Source organism: Azovibrio restrictus DSM 23866, assembly GCF_000429665.1.
Taxonomy (GTDB): domain Bacteria; phylum Pseudomonadota; class Gammaproteobacteria; order Burkholderiales; family Rhodocyclaceae; genus Azovibrio; species Azovibrio restrictus.
The window spans coordinates 98,210-117,137 of the sequence record NZ_AUCH01000006.1 but is presented as its reverse complement, the minus strand read 5'-3'; the positions used below and the strand labels follow the sequence as shown (position 1 = coordinate 117,137).

The window sequence follows — 18,928 nt, the reverse complement described above, 5'->3', positions numbered from 1 at the left end:
CATGCAAGCGGTATCATCCGGTTTTTCCCAGCGGCGGGATTCATGATCTCCCTCGACAAGGAAGCTCCCCAGGGCAACCACAGCCAGCGCTCCGACTGGGGCGCCGGCTACGGCCTGCTGGTGATCCTGGCCGGGCTGTTCAGTCCCTGGCTGCAGTTCGCGCCCGGCGCCGCCCCCCTGTTCTGGCTGCCCCTGGGCGTGGTCCTGGGGGCCCTGCTGCGGGAAGGGGTGCGCACCCTCCCCGGCCTCTGCCTCGGCCTGCCCCTGGCTTACCTGTTCGCCGGGGAAGCCTTCTCCTGGGCCCTGGCCCTGGGCCTGCTCGATGTCTGCGCCCTGGTGCTGCTCACCGCCCTGATGCGGCGGCTGGATTTCGATCCCTACCTGCGCCAGCGCCGGGACGGCTGGCTGCTGCTCGGGGTCGGGGTACTGCTCGGCAGCCTGCTCATCATCGCCGGGCAGCATCTGCTCTTTCCCAGCCTGCCCCAGCGCTTCCCGGCCCCCGGCTACAGCGTTTCCCTGGGCCTCCTCACCGGCGCCCTGCCCGTGCTCGCCTATTCGAGCCAGAAACTGCGTCAGCAGGACTGGCGCCAGGTGCTGAGCGACTGGAGCATGGCCTGGGCCCTGCCCACGGGGCTCCTGTGCTGGATGCTCCTGTCCCTGAGCAACACCCCCCAGATGCCGGCCGCCCTGCTCCCGGTCCTGGGCCTGCTCTGGATGATCTGGTTCACCCTGGACCGGGGCCTGGGCAGCGCCGTCACCGCCCTGCTCCTGAGCGCCCTGCTGCTGGGGTGGATGCTGGCCACCCAACACCAGCTCACGCCCCTGCAGCTGGAAGGCAGCTGGGGCCTGCTGCTGGCCATGGGGGTGCTGGTGAGCACCGTCTCCCCCCTGCTGGCCGAGCTGCGCATCCGCGACCGGCGCGTGCGCCTGGCCCTGGAAGGCACCCAGACCGCCATCTGGGACTGGCACCTGAAAAGCGGCTCCCTGCTGTTCTCCCAGGGCTGGCTGCCGCACCTGGGCTACCCGGAAAGTCCCGCCGGCCTGAGCGCCGAAGGCTGGGAAAAGATGATCCACCCGGAGGACCTGCCCGCCTACCGGAGCAGCCTGCAGGAGCACCTGGAAGGCCGGAGCACCCTGTTCCGCAACGAGTTCCGGATCCGCGGCCTGGAGGAGGAACCCCGCTGGTTGATTGCCCGGGGCCGCATCACCGAACGGGACATCCGCGGCCGCCCCCTGCGCCTGCTCGGCACCCTGGTGGACATCAGCACCCAGAAGGCCACCAAGCGTTACCTGCAGTTGCTGGAGCGAGCCCTGCACGCGGCCCGGGACGCGGTGGCCATCATCGACCTGCAGGAGCCCGAGCAGGCCGTGCTGTTCGCCAATCCGGCCCTGGAGCAGCTGACCGGCTACGAACAGGCCCAGGTGCGGGGCAAACCCCTCTCCTTCCTGAGCCCGGACCGCCGCAATTCCGCCGGCGTCCTGCTGGCCCAGGCCCTGGCCAGCGGCGACCCCACCCACGGCCAGCACTGGGTGGAGCGCCGGGACGGTTCGGGTTTCTGGAGCCATCTGAGCATTTCCCCGGTACGGGATGAGCGGGGCAGCATCAGCCACTGCATCGCCATCTTCAGCGACGTGAGCGCCGAGGTCCGGGCCCAGGAGCACCTGAAGGAGCGGGACGAGCTGCTGCAGAAGCTGTCCCAGCAAGTGCCCGGACTGATCTTCCAGTACCTGCTGCCGATCCGGGGCGAGCCGTCCTTCCCCTATACCAGCGACGGCCTGCGCCAGCTGTTCGGCCTGGAGCCGGAGCAGCTGCGCCACGATGCCAGTGCCTTCTTCGAAGCCCTGCACCCCCACGACCGGCTGCGCATGGAAACCGGCCTGAGTGGTCAGCGGGCTGCCCTGCATCCCTGGCGGGACGAGTTCCGGGTGCGCCTGGACGGGCGGGAATACTGGCGCGAGGGCCATGCCATTCCCGAGCTCCAGGCCAATGGGGACATCCTCTGGCATGGCTACATCAAGGACATCAGCGAACAGGTGCGCCTGGTGATGGCCCTGGGGGAAAGCGAGGCCCGCTTCCGGGCCATCGCCAACGCCACGCCAATGCTGATCTGGCTGGCCGACGCCGCCGGCCACTGCGTCTGGTTCAACCAGGCCTGGTTCGATTTCACCGGCCTGCGCTTCCACCTGGCCCCGGGCAGTTCCTGGATGGAACAGGTGCACCCGGAGGAGCGTTGGGAAGTCCAGCGCCTGGTGGAACAGCAGATGGCCCTGCGCCTACCCTTCCGCCTGGAGTGCCGGGTCCGGCACCGGGATACCCAGTGGCGCTGGGTGATCAACCAGGGGGTGCCGCGCCAGAATGAAAGGGGCGAGTTCATGGGCTACATCGGCGCCTGCATGGATATCGATGAGCAGAAACGGGTCGAACTGGCCCTGCGCCAGTCCCGGGAAGAGCTGCGTCAGATGGGCCTGCGGGAGGAGGAGGTGCTGGAACAGGAGCGCAAGCGCATCGCCAGCCAGGTCCACGACGAACTGGGACAGCTGCTGACCGCCCTGAAAATGGGCATTTCCGCCCTGCGCCTGCGCTTCAAGCACGTGGCCGGCCTCTCCGAGCAGGTCCACAGCCTCAATGAGCTGAGCACCCGGGCCTTCCGGGTGGTCCGCCAGGTCACCTCCCACCTGCGCCCCCAGGCCCTCAACCACGGCCTGCGCCCGGCCCTGGAATGGCTGGCCCAGGAAACCACCCAGAGCACCGGCCTGCAGGTCCGGGCCGATTGCCCGGAAATGAACTGCCAGCCCGGGGAGGCGGCCAGTACCGCCCTGTTCCGCCTGGCCCAGGAAGGCATCACCAATGTGCTCAAGCACGCCCGGGCCCGCCAGGCCGAGATCAGTTTGTCATGTCGGCACGCTTGCCTTATCCTGATCGTCCGCGATGACGGGGTCGGCTTCCAGGCCGATGGGCCCAATACCCCGACCGGCTATGGTCTCCTGGGCATGCGTGAACGGGCCCAGAACCTGGGTGGGGAGTTTCGTATAGTGAGCAGTCCGGGACAGGGCACCACCCTGTTCCTGTCAATTCCAGTGGAGCGGAATCATGAGTGCGACACGTGTCATTGTTGTCGATGATCACACCCTGGTCAGGGCCGGGATTCGCGAGCTGCTGTCCACCACTGATGACATCTGCGTGGTGGGCGAAGCCACCAACGGCGCCGAGGCCATGGGCCTGATCCGCCAGCAGGAAGCCGACCTGCTCCTGCTCGACCTCTCCATGCCCGGTGTGGCGGGGGTAGACCTGATCCGCCGCCTGATCGCCGAATTCCCCCGTCTGCCCATCCTGATGCTGAGCATGCACAACGACGGAGCCATCGTCAGCCGCATCCTCAAGGCCGGGGCCAAAGGCTACGTGACCAAGGACTGCGAGCCGGAAACCCTGCTGGGCGCCATCCGCAAGGTGGCCCGGGGCGGGCGCTTCATCGACCCGGCCCTGGTGGACGACATGGTGTTCGAACACGGGGAACCGGAAAGTCCCCAGCGGGTCCTCTCGGATCGGGAGTTCCAGATCCTGCAGAAACTGAGCAGCGGCCTGACCCTGGCGGAAATCGCCGCCGAACTGTGCCTCAGCCCCAAAACCGTGAGCACCCACAAGACCCGGCTGATGCAGAAACTGCGCCTCAAGACCAGCGCCGACATCATCCGCTACGCCCTGAACCACAACCTGGGCGCCTCCAGCCCCCGCTGAGCCTCGACCCGGCCCAAGGATGTAGGAAAACACCTACATCAAAGTAGTCGGGATTCCGACACCCCATTCAGAGCATCCCGATGGTGGTTTCCCCCATGGATCATGACAATGAATCCATGCTAGGAGAGGGAGACTGCCATGAAGATACTGATCATCGACCCCCATGGATTGGCCCAGGAGGCCTTCCAGCATGGCGATGCCGTGGGCAATGACATCCTGCGCTCCCACGGCATCCTGGAAACGGTCTGGATGCTCGGTGTCGAACAGCCTCAGGTCGTGGTCATCATCCGCCCCCCCGGTCCCGACGTGGACTGGGTCAAGCTCTCCCGCATCACCTGCCCCCTGGCCCATGTGGTCTGCCTGCCCGTCTCCGGACAGCCCAGGGAAACCTGTTCCCGCCTGCAGGAATTCTGGCAGCAACTACCCAGCCCGGCCCTGCCCTGAAAAGGAAAGCGGAGGAGAAAATCATGAACCCCCTGTCCTGCCTTGCCGCCCCTGGCACCCCGCTGCCGCAAACCCCCGCCTGGTTCTCCGGCCCCCCCATGGTGTTCCGGGAACTGTATGCCCTGCGTGACCGCATCCACCGGCGGGAAGCCCGGGTGGCCCGCTACCTGCGCCACCTCTCCGTGGCCGCCCTGGGGGTGCTGCTCAGCGCCCTGCTGGTGAGCCAGTATGCCGTGGCCGCCGCCGCCCCGGCTCCCCGCCCGGCCAGCATTGTCCTGGTGGCCCTGCTGCCCGTCCTCTGCGCCCTGACCATCTTCGCCGTACATGTGCTGGAGATGCGCTTTGCCGACATGGGCGACGATGGCTGCTACGCCCACACCCTGCAGACCCACCTGCACCACGTGCACTTGGAGATGCTCCCCCAGGACCCGGACCCGGTGGAAAAGCTGATTCTCCAGGACGCCCGGCAGTGGCTCTCCGCCCTGGCCCAGCAGCGCCCGATCCGGCCCGCCCTGATCGGTGCCGGCCTGCGCCTGGGCCGGTGAAACCGGCGCCACCGGCATGGGGCGCATCATTCCCCTCCAGGGTCTGGCCCCCGGCCTTCTGCCGGAGGAGGCCAGCCTGGCCCGACCGGAGCAGTTCTACCAGGACAGCGCCGCCACCTACCGGCACATCTTCAATGTGGTCAGGGAAGGGGTGCTGATCTACACCTGGGATGGGCGGCTGGCGGAAACCAACCAGGCCGCCCTGGAGCTGCTGGGCTATTCCCGCCAGCAACTGCTGGGGCGGCAGACCCGCTTTCTTGCCGCCCCCGGTCGCAAGCAGCTGCCCGGCCTGTTCCGGGCCCTGCGGCTGGCCCTGGCCGGCCGGCCCCAGCAGCTGGAATTCTGGATTCGCCATGGCCAGGGCCACAGCCTGCCCCTGCAGCTGAAGCTGGTCCGGGGCGAATTCGGCGGCCAGCCGGCCATCATTGCCCTGGCCCGGGACGGGCGCCAGCAGAGTCCCCATTTCGACCCGCTCACCGGCCTGCCCAACCGCAACCTGCTGGGGGAACGCCTGCGACTGGAGATGGGACGCATCAGGAAGCATGGGGGACGTCTGGCCATCGCCTACCTGGACCTGGATGGCTTCAAGCCCATCAATGACGAACTGGGCCACGACATCGGCGACCAGGTGCTGCGGGCCCTGGGGCAGCGGCTCCAGGGCTTGATCGGCCCCAGGGGCAGCGTCGCCCGGATCGGCGGCGATGAATTCATCTGCCTGCTGCCCCTGAAGCCCGGCGAACAGCACGGCCCCCGCCTGGAGCTGCTGCTGGAAGCCATCGCATCCCCCTGTCTCGAACTGACACCCCGACTCAGCCTGTCTGGCAGCCTGGGGGTCACCTTTTTCCCCGACGACGATGAAAGCCCGGACCTGCTGCTGCGCCATGCGGACCTGGCCATGTACGAAGCCAAACGACAAGGGAGTAACCGCATCGCCTATTTCGATGTGGCCGCCGCCCGGCGGGAAAACGAACTCCAGCAGACCCGCCGCGCCATCCGGCTGGGCTTGCAGCAGCAGCAGTTCCGCCTCTTCTATCAGCCCAAGGTGGACATGCGCCGGGGCACAGTAGTGGGCCTGGAGGCCCTGATCCGCTGGCAGCATCCGGAACGGGGCCTGCTGCCGCCCGCAGCCTTCCTGCCGGCCGCGGAAAATGACGAGCTGATCGTCAGCATTGGCCAATGGACGCTGAAAACGGCCCTGGCCCAGATTCAGAGCTGGTGGCAGCAGGGCCTGAACCTGGGGGTCAGCGTCAATCTCTCGGCCCGGCATCTGCACCACCCGGAATTCATGGCACACCTGCAACGGCTGCTGGCCGACTATCCCACCCTGGAGCCCGGCCAGCTGGAGCTGGAAATCCTGGAAACCACGGCCCTGGAAAATACCGGCAGGGCCCGGGAAATCATCAATAGCTGCGCCAGACTGGGGGTGGGCTTTTCCCTGGACGACTTCGGCACCGGCTATTCCTCCCTGGCCTACCTCAAAACCCTGCCGGCCACCACCTTGAAGATCGACCAGTGTTTCATCCGGGACATCCTGCACGAACCGGGGGAAGTGGCCATAGTCCAGGGCATCATCAGCTTGGCCCGGGCCTTCCGCCAGCAGGTGATCGCCGAGGGGGTGGAAACGGCGGAATGCGGGGCCCTGCTGCTGCAGCTGGGCTGTGACCAGGCCCAGGGCTACGGCATCGCCCATCCCATGCCCGCCGATCAGGTCCCCGGCTGGCTGCGCAGCTGGCGCCCACCCGCCCTATGGCAGCAGCTGGCCGACAAACGCTGGGCCCAGGAAGATCATTCCCTGCTGGCCATAGGAGTCGAGCACCGGCACTGGATCAAGGGCATCCTCGAGTACATCGGCACCGGCCAGCCCCTGGGGGACGACAGCCTGTTCGACCCGGGCATGACCCGGCTGGGACGCTGGTACGAAGGCCGGGGCCGGGCCCTCTATGGCGACAGCCCGGAATTCGCCAACCTGGAAGCCCCCTTGCGCCAGATTCATGTGAGTGTGCAGGAAATCGCCGAACTGCTGGCCCGGGAGCAGCCGCAAGCCGCCCGCCAGCGGGTCGCCGCCCTGGAAGCCCAGCGGGATCAGGTGCTGGCAGCCCTGACCCGTCTCCAGCTCCGGGTGGCGCATCCGGTTCAGGGTTCCAGGTTGCAGTAGGTCAGCAAGGCACTCAGGGCGCTGGCGGCCCCCAGGGGCAACTGGTAATCCACATGCCGGCTCAGCTGGGTGCGGCCCGGGTTGATCTCCACCGTGGGAATGCCTGCCTGGATGGCCTGCACCACCGGCTGGGCGATGTAGGGAAAGACACTGGTGGTGCCGATGGAAAACACCAGATCAAAGCCCTCTTCCAGGGCATCCATAAACTGGTTCAGGGCCTCCTCCGGCAGCATCTCGCCAAACAGCACCACCTCGGGCCGCATGGCCCCGCCGCAGGCCGGGCACTGGGGCGGCAGGGAACGTCCCACCAGGCTTTCCACCTGCTCCCGGCAACCACAGGCGGAGCATTCCAGGCGATGCACATCTCCATGGATTTCCACCACGTTGCTACTCCCCGCAGCCCGATGCAGGCCATCCACATTCTGGGTGAGCACCATCACGTAGGGTAGCTCCCGTTCCAGACGGGCCAGGGCGTGGTGCGCCGCGTTGGGGCCCGCCGCCCGGCAGTTGCGTTCGATCTGGGCTAGGTATTTCCAGGTGATTTCCGGCCGCCGCCGCAACATGGCCCCGGACAGGGCTTCCTCGATGGGAATGCCTTCTTCGGTCAGGTCATCCTCATACAGACCGCCTATGCCCCGGTAGGTGGGCAGGCCGGAATCGGCGGAAACTCCCGCGCCGGTGATGAACAGGGTGCGCCGGGATTGGCGAAGCAGGGCGGCGATCTCCTGCAGGGCCTGGGCATGGATTTGACTGGACATTTGCACGGCATATAAAAGGAAGCCGCCATTTTACCCCCGGGGCTTTACAGTTTTCCCACCAGGGCCCCGAGCATCATCCACAGGGCAGTACCCAGCATCAGGCAGGCAAAGGCGGCCCGCAGGCGCCGCTCCGGCCAGCGGTGGGCCAGGGCCACGCCGCTGGACACCGTCAGCAGGCCGCCCAGGGCCAGCACTCCGCCCAACCCCCAGCTCACCTGTCCGGCACGGGCATAAACCAGCAGGGCCACCAGGGAGGCAGGCAGCACCAGGGCCAGGGAGAGGCTCTGGGCCCTGGTCTGGGGCTGGCCGAACCAGCGGGTGAAGAAGGGATTGGCCACCAGCCCGCCGCCTATGCCCAGCAAGCCCGAGGAAGTGCCGCCTATCACCCCCACCAGGGGCAGGTAGCGGGCGGGCAGGGTCCGTGACTCCGCTGCCGCCGCTGCTGGCCGCAACAAGCGCCGGAACAGCCCCAGGGCCAGCCAGAGCATGAACAGGCCGAACAGCAGACGCAGGGTGAAGGAATCCAGCCGGTTGGCCACCTGGGCCGTGGCCCAGGTGGTGGCCGCCGCCAGCCCCCCCAGCTGCAGCGCCAGGGCCAGTGACACCGGGTGGCGCTGCTGGTAACGCCAGAAGGCAATCAACAGATTGGGCACCATCATCACCAGGGCCGTGCCCTGGGCCTGTTGCTGCTCCAGGCCGAAGGCCAGGGCCAGGACAGGAATGGCAAGAATGCCGCCGCCGATCCCGAACAGGCCCCCGAGCAAGCCCAGAAATCCCCCCAGAACCAGCATTCCGCCCCACAAGCACCAGGACAAATCCGGCATCCCCGGCCTCCATGCCATGCAAAAGAGGACCATGATATTCAGCGCATCAGGCAATACAATGGCGCCAGGATCAATTGATTCGTACGTTTGATTTCACAATGGACCGAGCCTCCGACCTGGACTTCTTCGCCCTGCTTGCCCGCCATCCCAGCCTGGCCGCCGCGGCCCAGGAACTTGGCCTGAGCCCGCCCGCCGTGAGCCGCCGTCTGGCGCAGCTGGAAACCCGGCTGGGCGCCAGGCTGATGAACCGGACCACCCGGCGCCTCAGCCTCACCCCGGAAGGGGAGCGCTATCTGGAGGAGGGGAAGCGCATCCTGCGCGACATCGAGAGCCTGGAGCATTCCCTGGGTGCCAGCCGCGACGTGCCCCGGGGACTGCTGCGGGTGAATGCCTCCTTCGGCTTTGGCCGACGGCTCCTGGGTCCCGCCATTTCGGATTTCGTCCGCCGTTATCCGGAAATGGAAATCCAGCTGCACCTCTCGGACCGGCCTTTGAACCTGGTCGCCCACGGTCTGGACCTGGGCATCCGCTTCGGCGAACCCCCCGATGCCCGCATCCTGGCCCGGCCCATCGCCCGCAACCGGCGGGTCCTGTGCGCCACCCCGACCTACCTGGAGCAGCGGGGCCGCCCCCGGACGCCCCGGGAACTGCAGCAGCACGCCTGCATCGTGATCCGGGAGAATGACACGGCCTACAACACCTGGACCCTGGTAAACGGCGAGCAGCAGGAAAACATCAAGGTCCGGGGACCGCTGAGTGCCAACCACGGGGAAATCGCCGTGGACTGGGCCCTGGACCACCACGGGATCCTGCTGCGCTCGGAATGGGACATCGCCCCCTACCTGGCTTCCGGCCAGCTGGAACAGGTGCTGCCGGAATGGGCGGGAATTCCCGCCGACATCTATGCCGTCTATCCCCAGCGCCTGCATCTGGCCGCCCGGCTGAAGGCCTTCGTGGCCTTCCTGCAGGAGCGACTCGGGAATGGCGAGCTGATCGAGGCAAAAAAAATCCCGGCCTGAGCCGGGATGGGTGGAACCGCAAAAGCCGCTCAGTTCTTCAGGCAGTCGCTCATGAACGCCTTGCGCTCGTCGCCCTTGAGCCCCTTGTCGCCGGCCTCCTTGTTGCAGGTCTTCATCTTGTCCCGCTGGTTGGCCTGGGGTGCCGCTGCCTTGGCAGACAGACACTCCTTCATGAAGGCCTTGCGCTCGTCGCCCTTGAGGTCTTTCTCGCCGGCTTCCTTGTTGCAGTTCTTCATTTTTTCCTGCTGGGCCTTCTGGGCCGGGCTGGACTCCTTCTTGGGCGCCTCGTCGGCGGCCAGGGCGGCGCCGCAGCCCAGGGAAAGGGTGAGGATCAGGGCACAGATCAGGTGGTTCATGGACATCTCCTTCCAAAAAGAAAAAGACAACGGGGTTGCCATTGTCCTAAAGATCCTCGTCCAGCACCAGTGCTTTCTGCTGTCGGGAAATGAACTCCTGCATGCTGTCGATACCGCGCAATTGCAGGATGGTGTTGCGCACGGCAGCCTCCAGCAGCACCGCCAAGTTGCGGCCCGCCGCCACGGGAATGACCACCTTGCGGATGGGCACCCCCAGAATGTCCTGGGTCTGGGCATCCAGGGGCAGACGCGGGGCGTCCACACCGGTGACGGGCTTTTGCAGGTACACGATGAGCTTCAGCTTCATCTTGCGCCGGGAGGCCGTCTCGCCAAAGATGGTGCGGATGTTGAGGAGCCCCAGGCCGCGCACTTCCAGATAGTCCTGAAGCATGCCGGGGCAGCGGCCTTCCAGGGTGGTGGGCGCAATCCGGGCCAGCTCCACCACATCGTCGGCCACCAGGCCATGACCCCGGGAGATCAGCTCCAGGGCCAGTTCGGATTTGCCCACCCCGGAATCACCGGTGATCAGGACCCCCATGCCCAGCACATCCATGAACACCCCGTGCACCGAGGTGGTATCCGCCAGACGCCGGGAGAGATAGATGCGCAGCAGGTCGATCACTGCGGCGCAGGGTTTCACCGAGGTCAGCAGGGGGGTCTGGGTGGTATGGCAGATATCCCGCAGGGGTTCCGGAACGGGCAGTCCGTCGGCCACGATCAGGGCCGGGGGCTGGGCGGCAATCAGGGCGCCCACCTGGTTGGCGAACTGGGTGGGGGAAACCCGGTTGAGCCAGGCAATCTCGGCCGGGCCGATGACCTGCAGGCGCTCCGGGTGGATCAGGTTCATGTGCCCGACCACGTCGGCACCGTAGTTGCCCGACTCCTTCAGGCCGATGCGGCGATTGGCCCCCACGGCCAACTCCCAGGACAACTCCAGTTTGTCCCGGTGATCCTCGAACAGCTGGACGAGGCTGATTTCCTGCATGGAAAGGGGGGGTCAGGCGGAGAACAGCTGGCGCACGGTGGCAGCGTCCGGCGCGGTGGCGAGTTTTTCCCGGAACTGCCGGTCGGCAAACCGGGTCGCCAGTTCGGAAAGGATCTGCAGGTGTTCTTCGGTGGCCTGTTCCGGCACCAGCAACACGAACAGCTGGGCCACGGGACGGCCGTCCGGGGCATCGAAGGCAATGGCTTCAGCCAGGCGGATGAAGGCACCCGTGGCCTGCTTCAGTCCCTTGATGCGGCCATGGGGAATGGCAATCCCCTGCCCCAGGCCGGTGGAGCCCAGCTTTTCCCGGGCAAACAGGCTATCGAAGACCAGGGTCTGGGAGATGCCGCAGGAGGTTTCGAAGAGCTGTCCGGCCTGTTCGAAAACCCGCTTTTTGCTGCCGGCCTCAAGCCCCAGAAGGACGTGGGACTCCGGCAGGAGTTGGGCGATCAGATTCATGATGGTGTCGGGATGTGACGGGGCCGCAGCCCGGAGGCTGCGGCCCTGGCATCAGTCCGCGAGATGGTTGGCGACCTTGTCGCCGCGGTGATGATCCTGGACCTTCTGCTTGAACTTCTGAACCTGACGGTCCAGCTTGTCGAACAGGACGTCGATGGCAGCGTAGAGGTCGTCTTCGGCACTTTCAACGAAGATGTCCTTGCCGGGGACGTGCACGGTGACTTCGGCCTTCTGCTTCAGCTTTTCCACGGACAGGATGACATTGACGCCCGTGACGCGGTCAAAGTGGCTGATGACGGGTTCCAGCTTGCTTTCCACGTATTCGCGGAGGGCCGGGGTGACTTCGATATGATGACCGCTGATCTGCAGATTCATTTTTTTCTCCTCTCTTACAGGGTCTTGCGTAAATTGACCGGCGGGATGTTGAGCGCTTCGCGGTATTTCGCCACGGTGCGCCGGGCCACAACGATTCCCTGCTGGCCTAGTATTTCGGATATTTGACTATCCGACAAGGGCTTCTTGCCATCTTCAGCGCTGATCAACTGCTTGATCAGGGCCCGGATAGCCGTGGCAGAACAGGCCCCACCGGTATCGGTGGAAACATGGCTGCCGAAGAAGTACTTCAGTTCGAAAATGCCCCGGGGGGTGGCCATGAATTTCTGGCTGGTCACCCGGGAAACCGTGGATTCATGCAGGCCGATGATGTCGGCAATCTCGCGCAGCACCAGGGGACGCATGGCCACTTCACCATGCTCGAAGAACTGGCGCTGCCGTTCGACGATGGCCTGGGACACCCGGGCGATGGTGTCGAAACGCTGCTGCACGTTCTTGATCAGCCAGCGGGCCTCCTGCAGCTGGGAAGACATGCCCCCCTCGCCCCGGCGCTGCTTGGACAGGATTTCCGCGTACAGGCGGTTGATGCGCAGCTTGGGATAGGCGTCCGGATTGATGTGGGCGGTCCAGCGGCCGCGCACCTTCTTCACGATCACGTCCGGCACGATGTAACGGGTGTCCAGGGCGGCAAAGCGGGAACCGGGACGAGGATCGAGACTGACGATCAGGGCATGGGCCGCCTTCAGCTCCTCGTCACTGCAGCCGGTGCTCTTCTTGATCCGGTTGAAGTCCCGGGCAGCCAGCAGGTCCAGATGCTGCTCCACCACCACCAGCGCCAGGTCCCGGGTGGCATCCCGATCCATGGCCTTGAGCTGCAGGGCCAGGCATTCCTGGGGAGAACGCCCCCCCACCCCGGTGGGGTCCAGACTCTGGAGCTGGCGCAGGGCCACTTCCAGATCATCCAGCTCCACCTCGTATTCGGGAGGAATGGTCTCCAGCAGTTCTTCCAGGCTGGCGGACAGGTAGCCGTCATCGTCCAGCCCCTCGATCAGGAAACGGATCAGGGCCCGATCCCGGTCGGAAAACTGACTCAGGCCCAGTTGCCAGCCCAGATGGTCGCGCAGGGAAGTGGTGGCGGCCTGGAGATCCTGGGCATCGGACTCGTCATCGTCCCGCTCCCGGCCAGGATTGCCGTAACTGCCGCTATCCTGGGCCCAGCGGTCCTCTTCCACCTCGGCATTGCTGAGCTCGGTGCGCTCTTCCGGAGCTTCCTCCCGGGGCGCATCAGCCTGTTCCCGCCCCGGCTCGCTGCCGGAGCCGGAACTGTATGAAGTTTCCCGCTCCGGCTCGTCTTCCCGCTCCAAAAGGGGATTTTCCAGCAAATAACGTTCGATCTCCTGGTTCATTTCCAGGGTCGAAAGTTGCAAAAGCTTTATGGCCTGCTGCAACTGGGGCGTGAGCGCCAGTTGCTGGGAAAGCTTGAGCTGGAGGGATGGCTTCATGGGGGATGAGGGATTCTGGCTTTACAAAACCGCAGTCAAAGGCGGAAATGCTCGCCCAGATAAACTTTTCTTACGTCTTCATTATAGACGATCTCGCTCGGGGGGCCAGAGGCCAGCACCTGCCCCTCGTTGATGATCCAGGCATGATCGCAGATCCCCAGGGTTTCCCGCACATTGTGATCGGTGATCAGCACCCCTATGCCCCGCTCCTTGAGGAAGCGGATGATCTTCTGGATGTCCAGCACGGCAATGGGGTCCACCCCGGCGAAGGGCTCGTCGAGCAGGATGAAGCGGGGGTTGGTGGCCAGGGCCCGGGCAATCTCCACCCGCCGCCGCTCACCGCCGGACAGGGCTGCCGCCCGGGTGTGGCGGATGTGGGTGATGTGCAGTTCCTCGAGCAGGTTTTCCAGGCGGGCGTCGATTTCGGCGGCCGACAGGTTCTGCAGCTCCAGCACCGCCTGGATGTTCTCGGCCACGTTGAGCTTGCGGAACACCGAGGCTTCCTGGGGCAGATAGGAGAGTCCCAGCCGGGCCCGCTGGTGGATGGGCAGGTGGGTGAGCTTGGTGTCGTCGATGAAGATATCGCCTCCATCGGAAGCCACCAGCCCCACGATCATGTAGAAACAGGTGGTCTTGCCGGCGCCGTTGGGGCCCAGCAGGCCCACGACCTCGCCGCTTTCGACCTGGAACGACACGTCGGCCACCACGGTCCTGGCCTTGTAACGTTTCTTGAGATTGTGGGCGCTCAACCGGGCGCGTGGTTCACTCATAGCCATCTTCATCCAAGCCCTGCAAGACCCGCCGGATGGCGTCCCCGGAAAAACCCCGGTATTGCAGGAAACGTTGTTGCCTGGCCCGGTCTTCAGCAGACTGGGGCAAGGCGCCGAATTTCTTTTGCCAGACGGCCTGGCAGCGGCTGGTTTCATTCTCGCTGCCCGCCAGGGCGGCGGCAATGGCCTCGTCCTGGACACCCGCCTGCCGCAATTCCTGGGCCAGGCGGCCGTTACCGTAACGGCGGCCGCGGATGCTAACCCGATTTTCAGCGTAGCGCACATCTGAAAGTTGCCGCCGGCCCACCAGTTCATCGAGCAGGGCCTGCAATTCCTCGGCTGATTCGGCCAGGGGCGCCAGCTTGCGCTGCAATTCGAGCCGACTGTATTCCCGTCGGGCCAGCAGCCCCAGGGCCCTGGCCCGCAGGCTCTCAGGCATCGGCGGCGGCTGGCGCGGCGGCAGCCTTGCCCGGATTCACCTGTTCACGGATGCGGGTCTCGATTTCCTGGGCCAGGTCCGGATGGGCCTTGAGGAATTCCCGCACGTTGTCCTTGCCCTGACCGATCTTGTCGCCCTTGTAGGCGTACCAGGCACCGGACTTGTCGATGATCTTGTGGTTCACGCCCATTTCGATGATCTCGCCCTCCCGGGAAATGCCTTCCCCATAGAGGATGTCGAAGATGGTTTCCCGGAACGGGGGGGAAACCTTGTTCTTCACCACCTTCACCTTGGTTTCGTTACCGATCACCTCGTCGCCCTTCTTGATGGCGCCGATGCGGCGGATGTCCAGGCGCACGGAGGCGTAGAACTTGAGGGCGTTGCCGCCGGTGGTGGTTTCCGGATTGCCGAACATCACCCCGATCTTCATGCGGATCTGGTTGATGAAGATCACCAGGGTGTTGGTCTTCTTGATGTTGGCGGTGAGTTTGCGCAGGGCCTGGCTCATCAGGCGGGCATGCAGGCCCATCATGGAATCGCCCATCTCGCCTTCGATTTCCGCCTTGGGGGTCAGGGCGGCGACGGAGTCGATGACGATCACATCCACGGAACCGGAGCGCACCAGCATGTCGGCGATTTCCAGGGCCTGTTCGCCGGTGTCGGGCTGGGAGATCAGCAGCTCACCCACATTGACGCCCAGCTTCTGGGCATATTGGGGATCGAGGGCGTGTTCCGCGTCGATGAAGGCGGCGGTACCGCCCAGCTTCTGCATCTCGGCCACCACCTGCAGGCAGAGGGTGGTCTTGCCCGAGGATTCGGGACCGTAGATTTCCACCACCCGGCCCCGGGGCAGACCGCCGACGCCCAGGGCCAGATCCAGCCCCAGGGAGCCGGTGGACACCACCTGGATGGCCTCGTCGATCTCGGCCTCGCCCATCTTCATGATGGAGCCCTTGCCGAACTGTTTCTCGATCTGGGCCAGGGCAGCGGCCAGAGCTTTGGCTTTGTTGTCGTCCATGGGAATTACCTTGAATGTTTAGCGGGGATTATGGCACAAGCCCCAGGGATGGAATAAATTTTGCTGATAGCAAAACACTGTACGCGCATACAGTATATGCAAAAGCCCCGGTCCCCGGCAACCAGGGAGCCGGATGCGTCCTACAGACCGTGCTGGCGGAACCACTCCAGCATGCGCTGCCAGCCGTCTTCCGCCTCTTCCTTGCGGTAGCTGGGCCGGTAGTCCGCGTGGAAGGCGTGGGGCGCCTGATCGTACAGCACGATCCTGGAAGTCCGGGCCGCCAGAGCCTGGGCGGCCCCCAGGGCGGCTTCCATCCTGTCCACCGATTCCACCGGGATGCCCGTATCCACCCCGCCGTACAGGCCCAGGACCGGCGCCTGCAGCGCCTCCACCACATCGAGGGGATGGCGGGGCGTATTCGCCGTGACAGCCCCTTCCAGGCGGCCATACCAGGCCACGGCGGCCTTCAGGCCGCCCCGGTGGGCCGCATACAGCCAGGTGATGCGGCCGCCGTAGCAGAAGCCGGTGATGCCCAGCCGGCCCGGGTCGCCGCCGTGCTGCACGGCCCAGTCCAGGCAGGCATCCAGGTCCGACAGCACCTGGGCGTCGGGGGTCCGGGCGGTGATCCGCTCGAGGATCTCGGGCACGCTGTCGAGCTGGCGCGGGTCGCCCAGACGGGCAAAGAGCTCCGGGGCAATGGCCAGGTACCCCTGCCGGGCCAGGCGGCGGCAGATGTCGGCGATGTACTCATGTACCCCGAAGATTTCCGACACCACCAGCACCACAGGCAGGGCGGCCGCAGCGCCTTCCGGCCGGGCCTGGTAGGCCTCCACCTCGCCCAGGGCCGAGGGCAGCCGCAGCCGCCCGGCCTGCAGACCGGCCGCCTCGGTATGAATGGCGGTCTGGGCCATGATGGGCTGGGTGGCCAGGGCGAAGCCCGCCCCGGCGCTGGTGGCAATGAAATCCCGGCGGCTGAAGGGACGCTCCAGGGGGCGGCCGGGAACCAGGCTGTCGAATTCGTCGCGCATGCTTGTCTCCTGCTGGGCGGGAAAAACCGATGATAGCCCCAAGGGGCGCCCCCTGCCGATGCTTCAGCTGCCGCTGAAGCGGTTGTGGCGTACCGACTTGCGCCAGGCGGGGCGCTCCTCCGGATGGAGCGGATGCAGGGCCGCCGTCATTTCCGCCAGGGCCTGGGCCACCCGTTCATTGAGGCTGCCCCGGGGCAGGTGGCCCCGGGCGTCGGGCTCGCCGGCAGGCAGGCCGGTGAGAAGCTCCATGGCCTCGTCCACCGTGGCCACGGGCCAGACGTGGAAACGCCCGGCTGCGGCGGCTTCCACCACGTCGGGGCGCAGCATCAGGTGGGGCACGCTGGCGGCGGGGATCAGCACCCCCTGGTCACCCGTCAGGCCCCGGGCCTTGCACAGGTCGTAAAAGCCTTCGATCTTCTCGTTGACGCCGCCGATCACCTGCACCTCGCCGAACTGGTTCACCGAGCCGGTGAGGGCCAGGCTCTGGCGAATCGGCGCCTGGGCCAGAGCCGAGAGCAGGGCGCAGAGTTCGGCCAGGGAGGCGGAATCCCCCTCCACCTGACCATAGGACTGCTCGAACACCAGGCTGGCGGCCAGGGATAGGGGCTGGTGCCGGGCGTAGCGGGCCGCCAGGAAGGCGGTGATGATCAGCACCCCCTTGGAGTGGATGGCGCCCCCCAGCTCCGTCTCCCGCTCGATATCCACCACGTCCCCGTCCCCCACCCGGGCCGTGGCGGTGACCCGCACCGGATGGCCGTAGCGCTCCCCGGCCAGCTCCACCACCACCAGGGCATTGGCCTGGCCGGCCCGTTCCCCGTCCGTGGAGATCAGGGTGCTGCCTTCCAGGGTGGATTCCAGCACGTGGCGCGGATAACGGTCGGCCCGCCGGGCCCGGGCTGCCAGGGCTGCGCGGATGGCGGCACTGCCCACCTGGCTCACATCGGGATCGGCGCGGCGGGCCTGGTATTCGGCCTCGCGCATCAAGTCCCCCAGATAGCGGGTGTGCAGGGACAGGCGTTCCGCGTGTTCCGCATGCCGGGCCGCCTCCTCGATCAGCAGGGCCGTGGCCGCCCCGTCGAAGGGCAGCAGGCCGGCGCCCCGCACCAGGCTGGCCAGCAGGCGGGCAAAACTGGCCTCGTTTTCCGGGGTGCGCAGCAGTTCGTCCTCGAAATCGGCGGCCACCTTGAACAGCTCGGAGAAATCCGGATCGTTTTCCATGAGCAGGTAGTACAGCTCCCGTTCCCCCACCAGCACCACTTTCACCTGACAGGGCGCGGGTTCCGGGCGCAGGGTGGCCTGGCTGCTCCAGCCCTGGGCCTCGGCGGGCGGCTCGATGGCGATGCGGCCGCTGCGCAGGGCCCGCTTCAGGCCGTCCCAGGCGAAGGGCTGGGTGAGCAGGCGGCCCGCATCCAGGACCAGGTAACCGCCGCTGGCCCGGTGCAAGGCCCCGGGACGGATCATGCTGAAATGGGTGGATTGCCCGCCCGGCAGGGGCAGATGCTCGATGCTGCCGATCAGGTTGCCGAAGCCGGGATTGTCCTCGCAGACCACGGGGGCACCCCGGGTCTCGCTGTGATCCACCAGCAGATTGACCTGGTAGCGCTGGAACCCCACCTTGGGCCCTTCCGGCTCCGCTTCCTCGGCCCCCTCCTCCTCCCCCAGCTTGCCCTGGGCGACGCAGTCGATCACGTCGTCGCGGATGGCGTCGATGAAGGCCAGCACCTCGGCCAGATCGGCGTAATGGCGGCGCAGACCCCGGGTCAGGTGGGCCAGCACCGGGCGCAGGGCCTGGCGCTCGGCCCGGGCGATGGCTTCCTGCAGCTCCTGGCGCCAGCCGGGAAAATCCGCCAGCAGGTCGGCGAGCTTCAGGGTCCAGGTCTCGACACTGGCCTCCACGGCCTGGTGCTCCGCTTCCGAGAGGGCCTCGAAATCTTCGGGGCTCATGGGCTGCCCCTCGCGCATTGGGGCGAACACGAAACCTTCCGCCGTGTTCAAGAGCCCCAGGCCTTCAGCCTCGGCCGCCTTGCCCAAGGCGGCGATGGCCTCCTCTTCCCGCTTCTTGTGGTTGTCCTGCAGGGCCTCCACCCGGTCCACGTGGCTGTCCGCATCCAGGGCCGCGTCGATGGCCGGGGTCAGTTCCCGCACCAGCTGCTGCAGGTCGGCCCGCAGCCGGGCGCCCCGGCCCGCCGGCAGACGCAGCAGGCGCGGCGTGCGGGGATCTTCGAAATTGTGCAGATAGCAGAGGTCCGGCGGCGTCCGCCCCCGGGCCGCCATGTCCTGGAGCAGCCGGAATACGGTGGTGTGGCGGCTGGTGCCCGGCTCCCCCAGGACAAACACGTGATAGCCGGGATGGGCCATGCCCAGGCCGAAATGCAGGGCCTCCTCGGCCCGCTCCTGGCCCAGGCCTTCGGGCAGCGGCTCCAGTTCGGCGGTACTGGCAAAACCCAGGCGGGCAGGATCGCAGCAACGGCGCAATTGCTCGGGAGCCAGGGCGGGGGGAAAAGAAGATGTGGACATGGATCAGGGCTAAGGTGTCAGGCTAGGGTGCAGGAGCTGC

18 protein-coding genes are annotated in these 18,928 nt (G+C 66.3%); 6 read left to right on the top strand and 12 right to left on the bottom strand.

Annotation, left to right across the window (positions count from 1 at the left end):
* Positions 1-42: 42 nt before the first annotated feature.
* From G474_RS0107960 to G474_RS20065, 5 genes are all read left to right on the top strand, one after another.
* Positions 43-3,123 carry a sensor histidine kinase gene (locus G474_RS0107960; protein WP_026686510.1) on the top strand — a complete coding sequence of 1,027 codons (3,081 nt, stop codon included), beginning with the start codon at positions 43-45 and terminating at the stop codon, positions 3,121-3,123.
* Positions 3,092-3,736, top strand: a complete 645-nt coding sequence (locus G474_RS0107955) for a response regulator (RefSeq protein ID WP_026686509.1) — start codon at positions 3,092-3,094, stop codon at positions 3,734-3,736. Before G474_RS0107960 ends, G474_RS0107955 begins: the two co-directional genes overlap by 32 nt.
* Positions 3,737-3,874: 138 nt before the next feature.
* Positions 3,875-4,180, top strand: a complete 306-nt coding sequence (locus G474_RS0107950) for a hypothetical protein (protein ID WP_026686508.1) — start codon at positions 3,875-3,877, stop codon at positions 4,178-4,180.
* A gap of 23 nt (positions 4,181-4,203) precedes the next feature.
* A complete protein-coding gene (locus tag G474_RS0107945; protein WP_026686507.1) occupies positions 4,204-4,725 on the top strand; it encodes a hypothetical protein in 522 nt (173 codons plus the stop codon).
* Between the two features lie 16 nt (positions 4,726-4,741).
* Positions 4,742-6,880 (top strand): EAL domain-containing protein, encoded by a 2,139-nt coding sequence (locus tag G474_RS20065; RefSeq protein ID WP_156919196.1) that lies wholly within the window; start codon positions 4,742-4,744, stop codon positions 6,878-6,880.
* Here the strand turns inward: G474_RS20065 and G474_RS0107935 are convergent.
* Both G474_RS0107935 and G474_RS0107930 read right to left on the bottom strand, forming a co-directional pair.
* A complete protein-coding gene (locus G474_RS0107935) occupies positions 6,859-7,638 on the bottom strand; it encodes an SIR2 family NAD-dependent protein deacylase (protein WP_026686506.1) in 780 nt (259 codons plus the stop codon). The genes G474_RS20065 and G474_RS0107935 overlap by 22 nt on opposite strands.
* Positions 7,639-7,682: 44 nt before the next feature.
* Positions 7,683-8,462, bottom strand: coding sequence for a sulfite exporter TauE/SafE family protein (locus tag G474_RS0107930; RefSeq protein WP_051282080.1), 780 nt, complete (start codon positions 8,460-8,462; stop codon positions 7,683-7,685).
* A gap of 98 nt (positions 8,463-8,560) precedes the next feature.
* On the opposite strand from G474_RS0107930, the gene G474_RS0107925 reads away from it, so the two are divergent.
* Positions 8,561-9,481, top strand: a complete 921-nt coding sequence (locus tag G474_RS0107925) for a LysR family transcriptional regulator (protein WP_026686504.1) — start codon at positions 8,561-8,563, stop codon at positions 9,479-9,481.
* Positions 9,482-9,510: 29 nt separating this feature from the next.
* Here the strand turns inward: G474_RS0107925 and G474_RS0107920 are convergent, their stop codons facing one another.
* From G474_RS0107920 to G474_RS20060, 10 genes are all read right to left on the bottom strand, one after another.
* Complete coding sequence (locus G474_RS0107920) at positions 9,511-9,837, bottom strand: PsiF family protein (RefSeq protein WP_051282078.1); 327 nt, start codon at positions 9,835-9,837, stop codon at positions 9,511-9,513.
* Between the two features lie 46 nt (positions 9,838-9,883).
* Positions 9,884-10,822: an HPr(Ser) kinase/phosphatase gene (gene hprK, locus G474_RS0107915; RefSeq protein ID WP_026686502.1), complete on the bottom strand. Its 939-nt coding sequence runs from the start codon at positions 10,820-10,822 to the stop codon at positions 9,884-9,886.
* 12 nt (positions 10,823-10,834) lie between these two features.
* Entirely contained in the window at positions 10,835-11,281 is a 447-nt protein-coding gene (gene ptsN, locus G474_RS0107910; protein ID WP_026686501.1) for a PTS IIA-like nitrogen regulatory protein PtsN, read from the bottom strand.
* A 51-nt stretch (positions 11,282-11,332) separates the two neighbouring features.
* Positions 11,333-11,656 carry a ribosome hibernation-promoting factor, HPF/YfiA family gene (gene hpf, locus G474_RS0107905; protein WP_026686500.1) on the bottom strand — a complete coding sequence of 108 codons (324 nt, stop codon included), beginning with the start codon at positions 11,654-11,656 and terminating at the stop codon, positions 11,333-11,335.
* 14 nt (positions 11,657-11,670) lie between these two features.
* Positions 11,671-13,116, bottom strand: coding sequence for an RNA polymerase factor sigma-54 (locus G474_RS0107900; RefSeq protein WP_026686499.1), 1,446 nt, complete (start codon positions 13,114-13,116; stop codon positions 11,671-11,673).
* Positions 13,117-13,151: 35 nt separating this feature from the next.
* A complete protein-coding gene (gene lptB, locus G474_RS0107895) occupies positions 13,152-13,886 on the bottom strand; it encodes an LPS export ABC transporter ATP-binding protein (protein ID WP_051282076.1) in 735 nt (244 codons plus the stop codon).
* The gene (gene recX, locus G474_RS0107890; RefSeq protein ID WP_026686497.1) at positions 13,879-14,325 is read right to left on the bottom strand and encodes a recombination regulator RecX; all 447 of its coding nucleotides are present in this window, start codon (positions 14,323-14,325) and stop codon (positions 13,879-13,881) included. The genes lptB and recX overlap by 8 nt, the downstream gene beginning before the upstream one ends.
* Complete coding sequence (recA, locus tag G474_RS0107885; RefSeq protein ID WP_026686496.1) at positions 14,318-15,343, bottom strand: recombinase RecA; 1,026 nt, start codon at positions 15,341-15,343, stop codon at positions 14,318-14,320. Before recA ends, recX begins: the two co-directional genes overlap by 8 nt.
* Before the next feature lie 140 nt (positions 15,344-15,483).
* On the bottom strand, positions 15,484-16,371 hold the full coding sequence (locus tag G474_RS0107880; protein ID WP_026686495.1) for a dienelactone hydrolase family protein: 888 nt from the start codon (positions 16,369-16,371) through the stop codon (positions 15,484-15,486).
* Between the two features lie 63 nt (positions 16,372-16,434).
* Positions 16,435-18,888 carry a Lon protease family protein gene (locus tag G474_RS20060; protein WP_043463663.1) on the bottom strand — a complete coding sequence of 818 codons (2,454 nt, stop codon included), beginning with the start codon at positions 18,886-18,888 and terminating at the stop codon, positions 16,435-16,437.
* Positions 18,889-18,928: the final 40 nt, after the last annotated feature.

What these genes read in the sequence shown, in the direction of transcription:
- G474_RS0107960 (WP_026686510.1), top strand. Translation starts at nt 43, where the DNA reads ATGATCTCCCTCGACAAGGAAGCTCCCCAGGGCAACCACAGCCAGCGC.
- G474_RS0107955 (WP_026686509.1), top strand. Translation starts at nt 3,092, where the DNA reads ATGAGTGCGACACGTGTCATTGTTGTCGATGATCACACCCTGGTCAGG.
- G474_RS0107950 (WP_026686508.1), top strand. Translation starts at nt 3,875, where the DNA reads ATGAAGATACTGATCATCGACCCCCATGGATTGGCCCAGGAGGCCTTC.
- G474_RS0107945 (WP_026686507.1), top strand. Translation starts at nt 4,204, where the DNA reads ATGAACCCCCTGTCCTGCCTTGCCGCCCCTGGCACCCCGCTGCCGCAA.
- G474_RS20065 (WP_156919196.1), top strand. Translation starts at nt 4,742, where the DNA reads ATGGGGCGCATCATTCCCCTCCAGGGTCTGGCCCCCGGCCTTCTGCCG.
- G474_RS0107935 (WP_026686506.1), bottom strand. Translation starts at nt 7,638, where the DNA reads ATGTCCAGTCAAATCCATGCCCAGGCCCTGCAGGAGATCGCCGCCCTG.
- G474_RS0107930 (WP_051282080.1), bottom strand. Translation starts at nt 8,462, where the DNA reads ATGCCGGATTTGTCCTGGTGCTTGTGGGGCGGAATGCTGGTTCTGGGG.
- G474_RS0107925 (WP_026686504.1), top strand. Translation starts at nt 8,561, where the DNA reads ATGGACCGAGCCTCCGACCTGGACTTCTTCGCCCTGCTTGCCCGCCAT.
- G474_RS0107920 (WP_051282078.1), bottom strand. Translation starts at nt 9,837, where the DNA reads ATGAACCACCTGATCTGTGCCCTGATCCTCACCCTTTCCCTGGGCTGC.
- hprK (WP_026686502.1), bottom strand. Translation starts at nt 10,822, where the DNA reads ATGCAGGAAATCAGCCTCGTCCAGCTGTTCGAGGATCACCGGGACAAA.
- ptsN (WP_026686501.1), bottom strand. Translation starts at nt 11,281, where the DNA reads ATGAATCTGATCGCCCAACTCCTGCCGGAGTCCCACGTCCTTCTGGGG.
- hpf (WP_026686500.1), bottom strand. Translation starts at nt 11,656, where the DNA reads ATGAATCTGCAGATCAGCGGTCATCATATCGAAGTCACCCCGGCCCTC.
- G474_RS0107900 (WP_026686499.1), bottom strand. Translation starts at nt 13,116, where the DNA reads ATGAAGCCATCCCTCCAGCTCAAGCTTTCCCAGCAACTGGCGCTCACG.
- lptB (WP_051282076.1), bottom strand. Translation starts at nt 13,886, where the DNA reads ATGAGTGAACCACGCGCCCGGTTGAGCGCCCACAATCTCAAGAAACGT.
- recX (WP_026686497.1), bottom strand. Translation starts at nt 14,325, where the DNA reads ATGCCTGAGAGCCTGCGGGCCAGGGCCCTGGGGCTGCTGGCCCGACGG.
- recA (WP_026686496.1), bottom strand. Translation starts at nt 15,343, where the DNA reads ATGGACGACAACAAAGCCAAAGCTCTGGCCGCTGCCCTGGCCCAGATC.
- G474_RS0107880 (WP_026686495.1), bottom strand. Translation starts at nt 16,371, where the DNA reads ATGCGCGACGAATTCGACAGCCTGGTTCCCGGCCGCCCCCTGGAGCGT.
- G474_RS20060 (WP_043463663.1), bottom strand. Translation starts at nt 18,888, where the DNA reads ATGTCCACATCTTCTTTTCCCCCCGCCCTGGCTCCCGAGCAATTGCGC.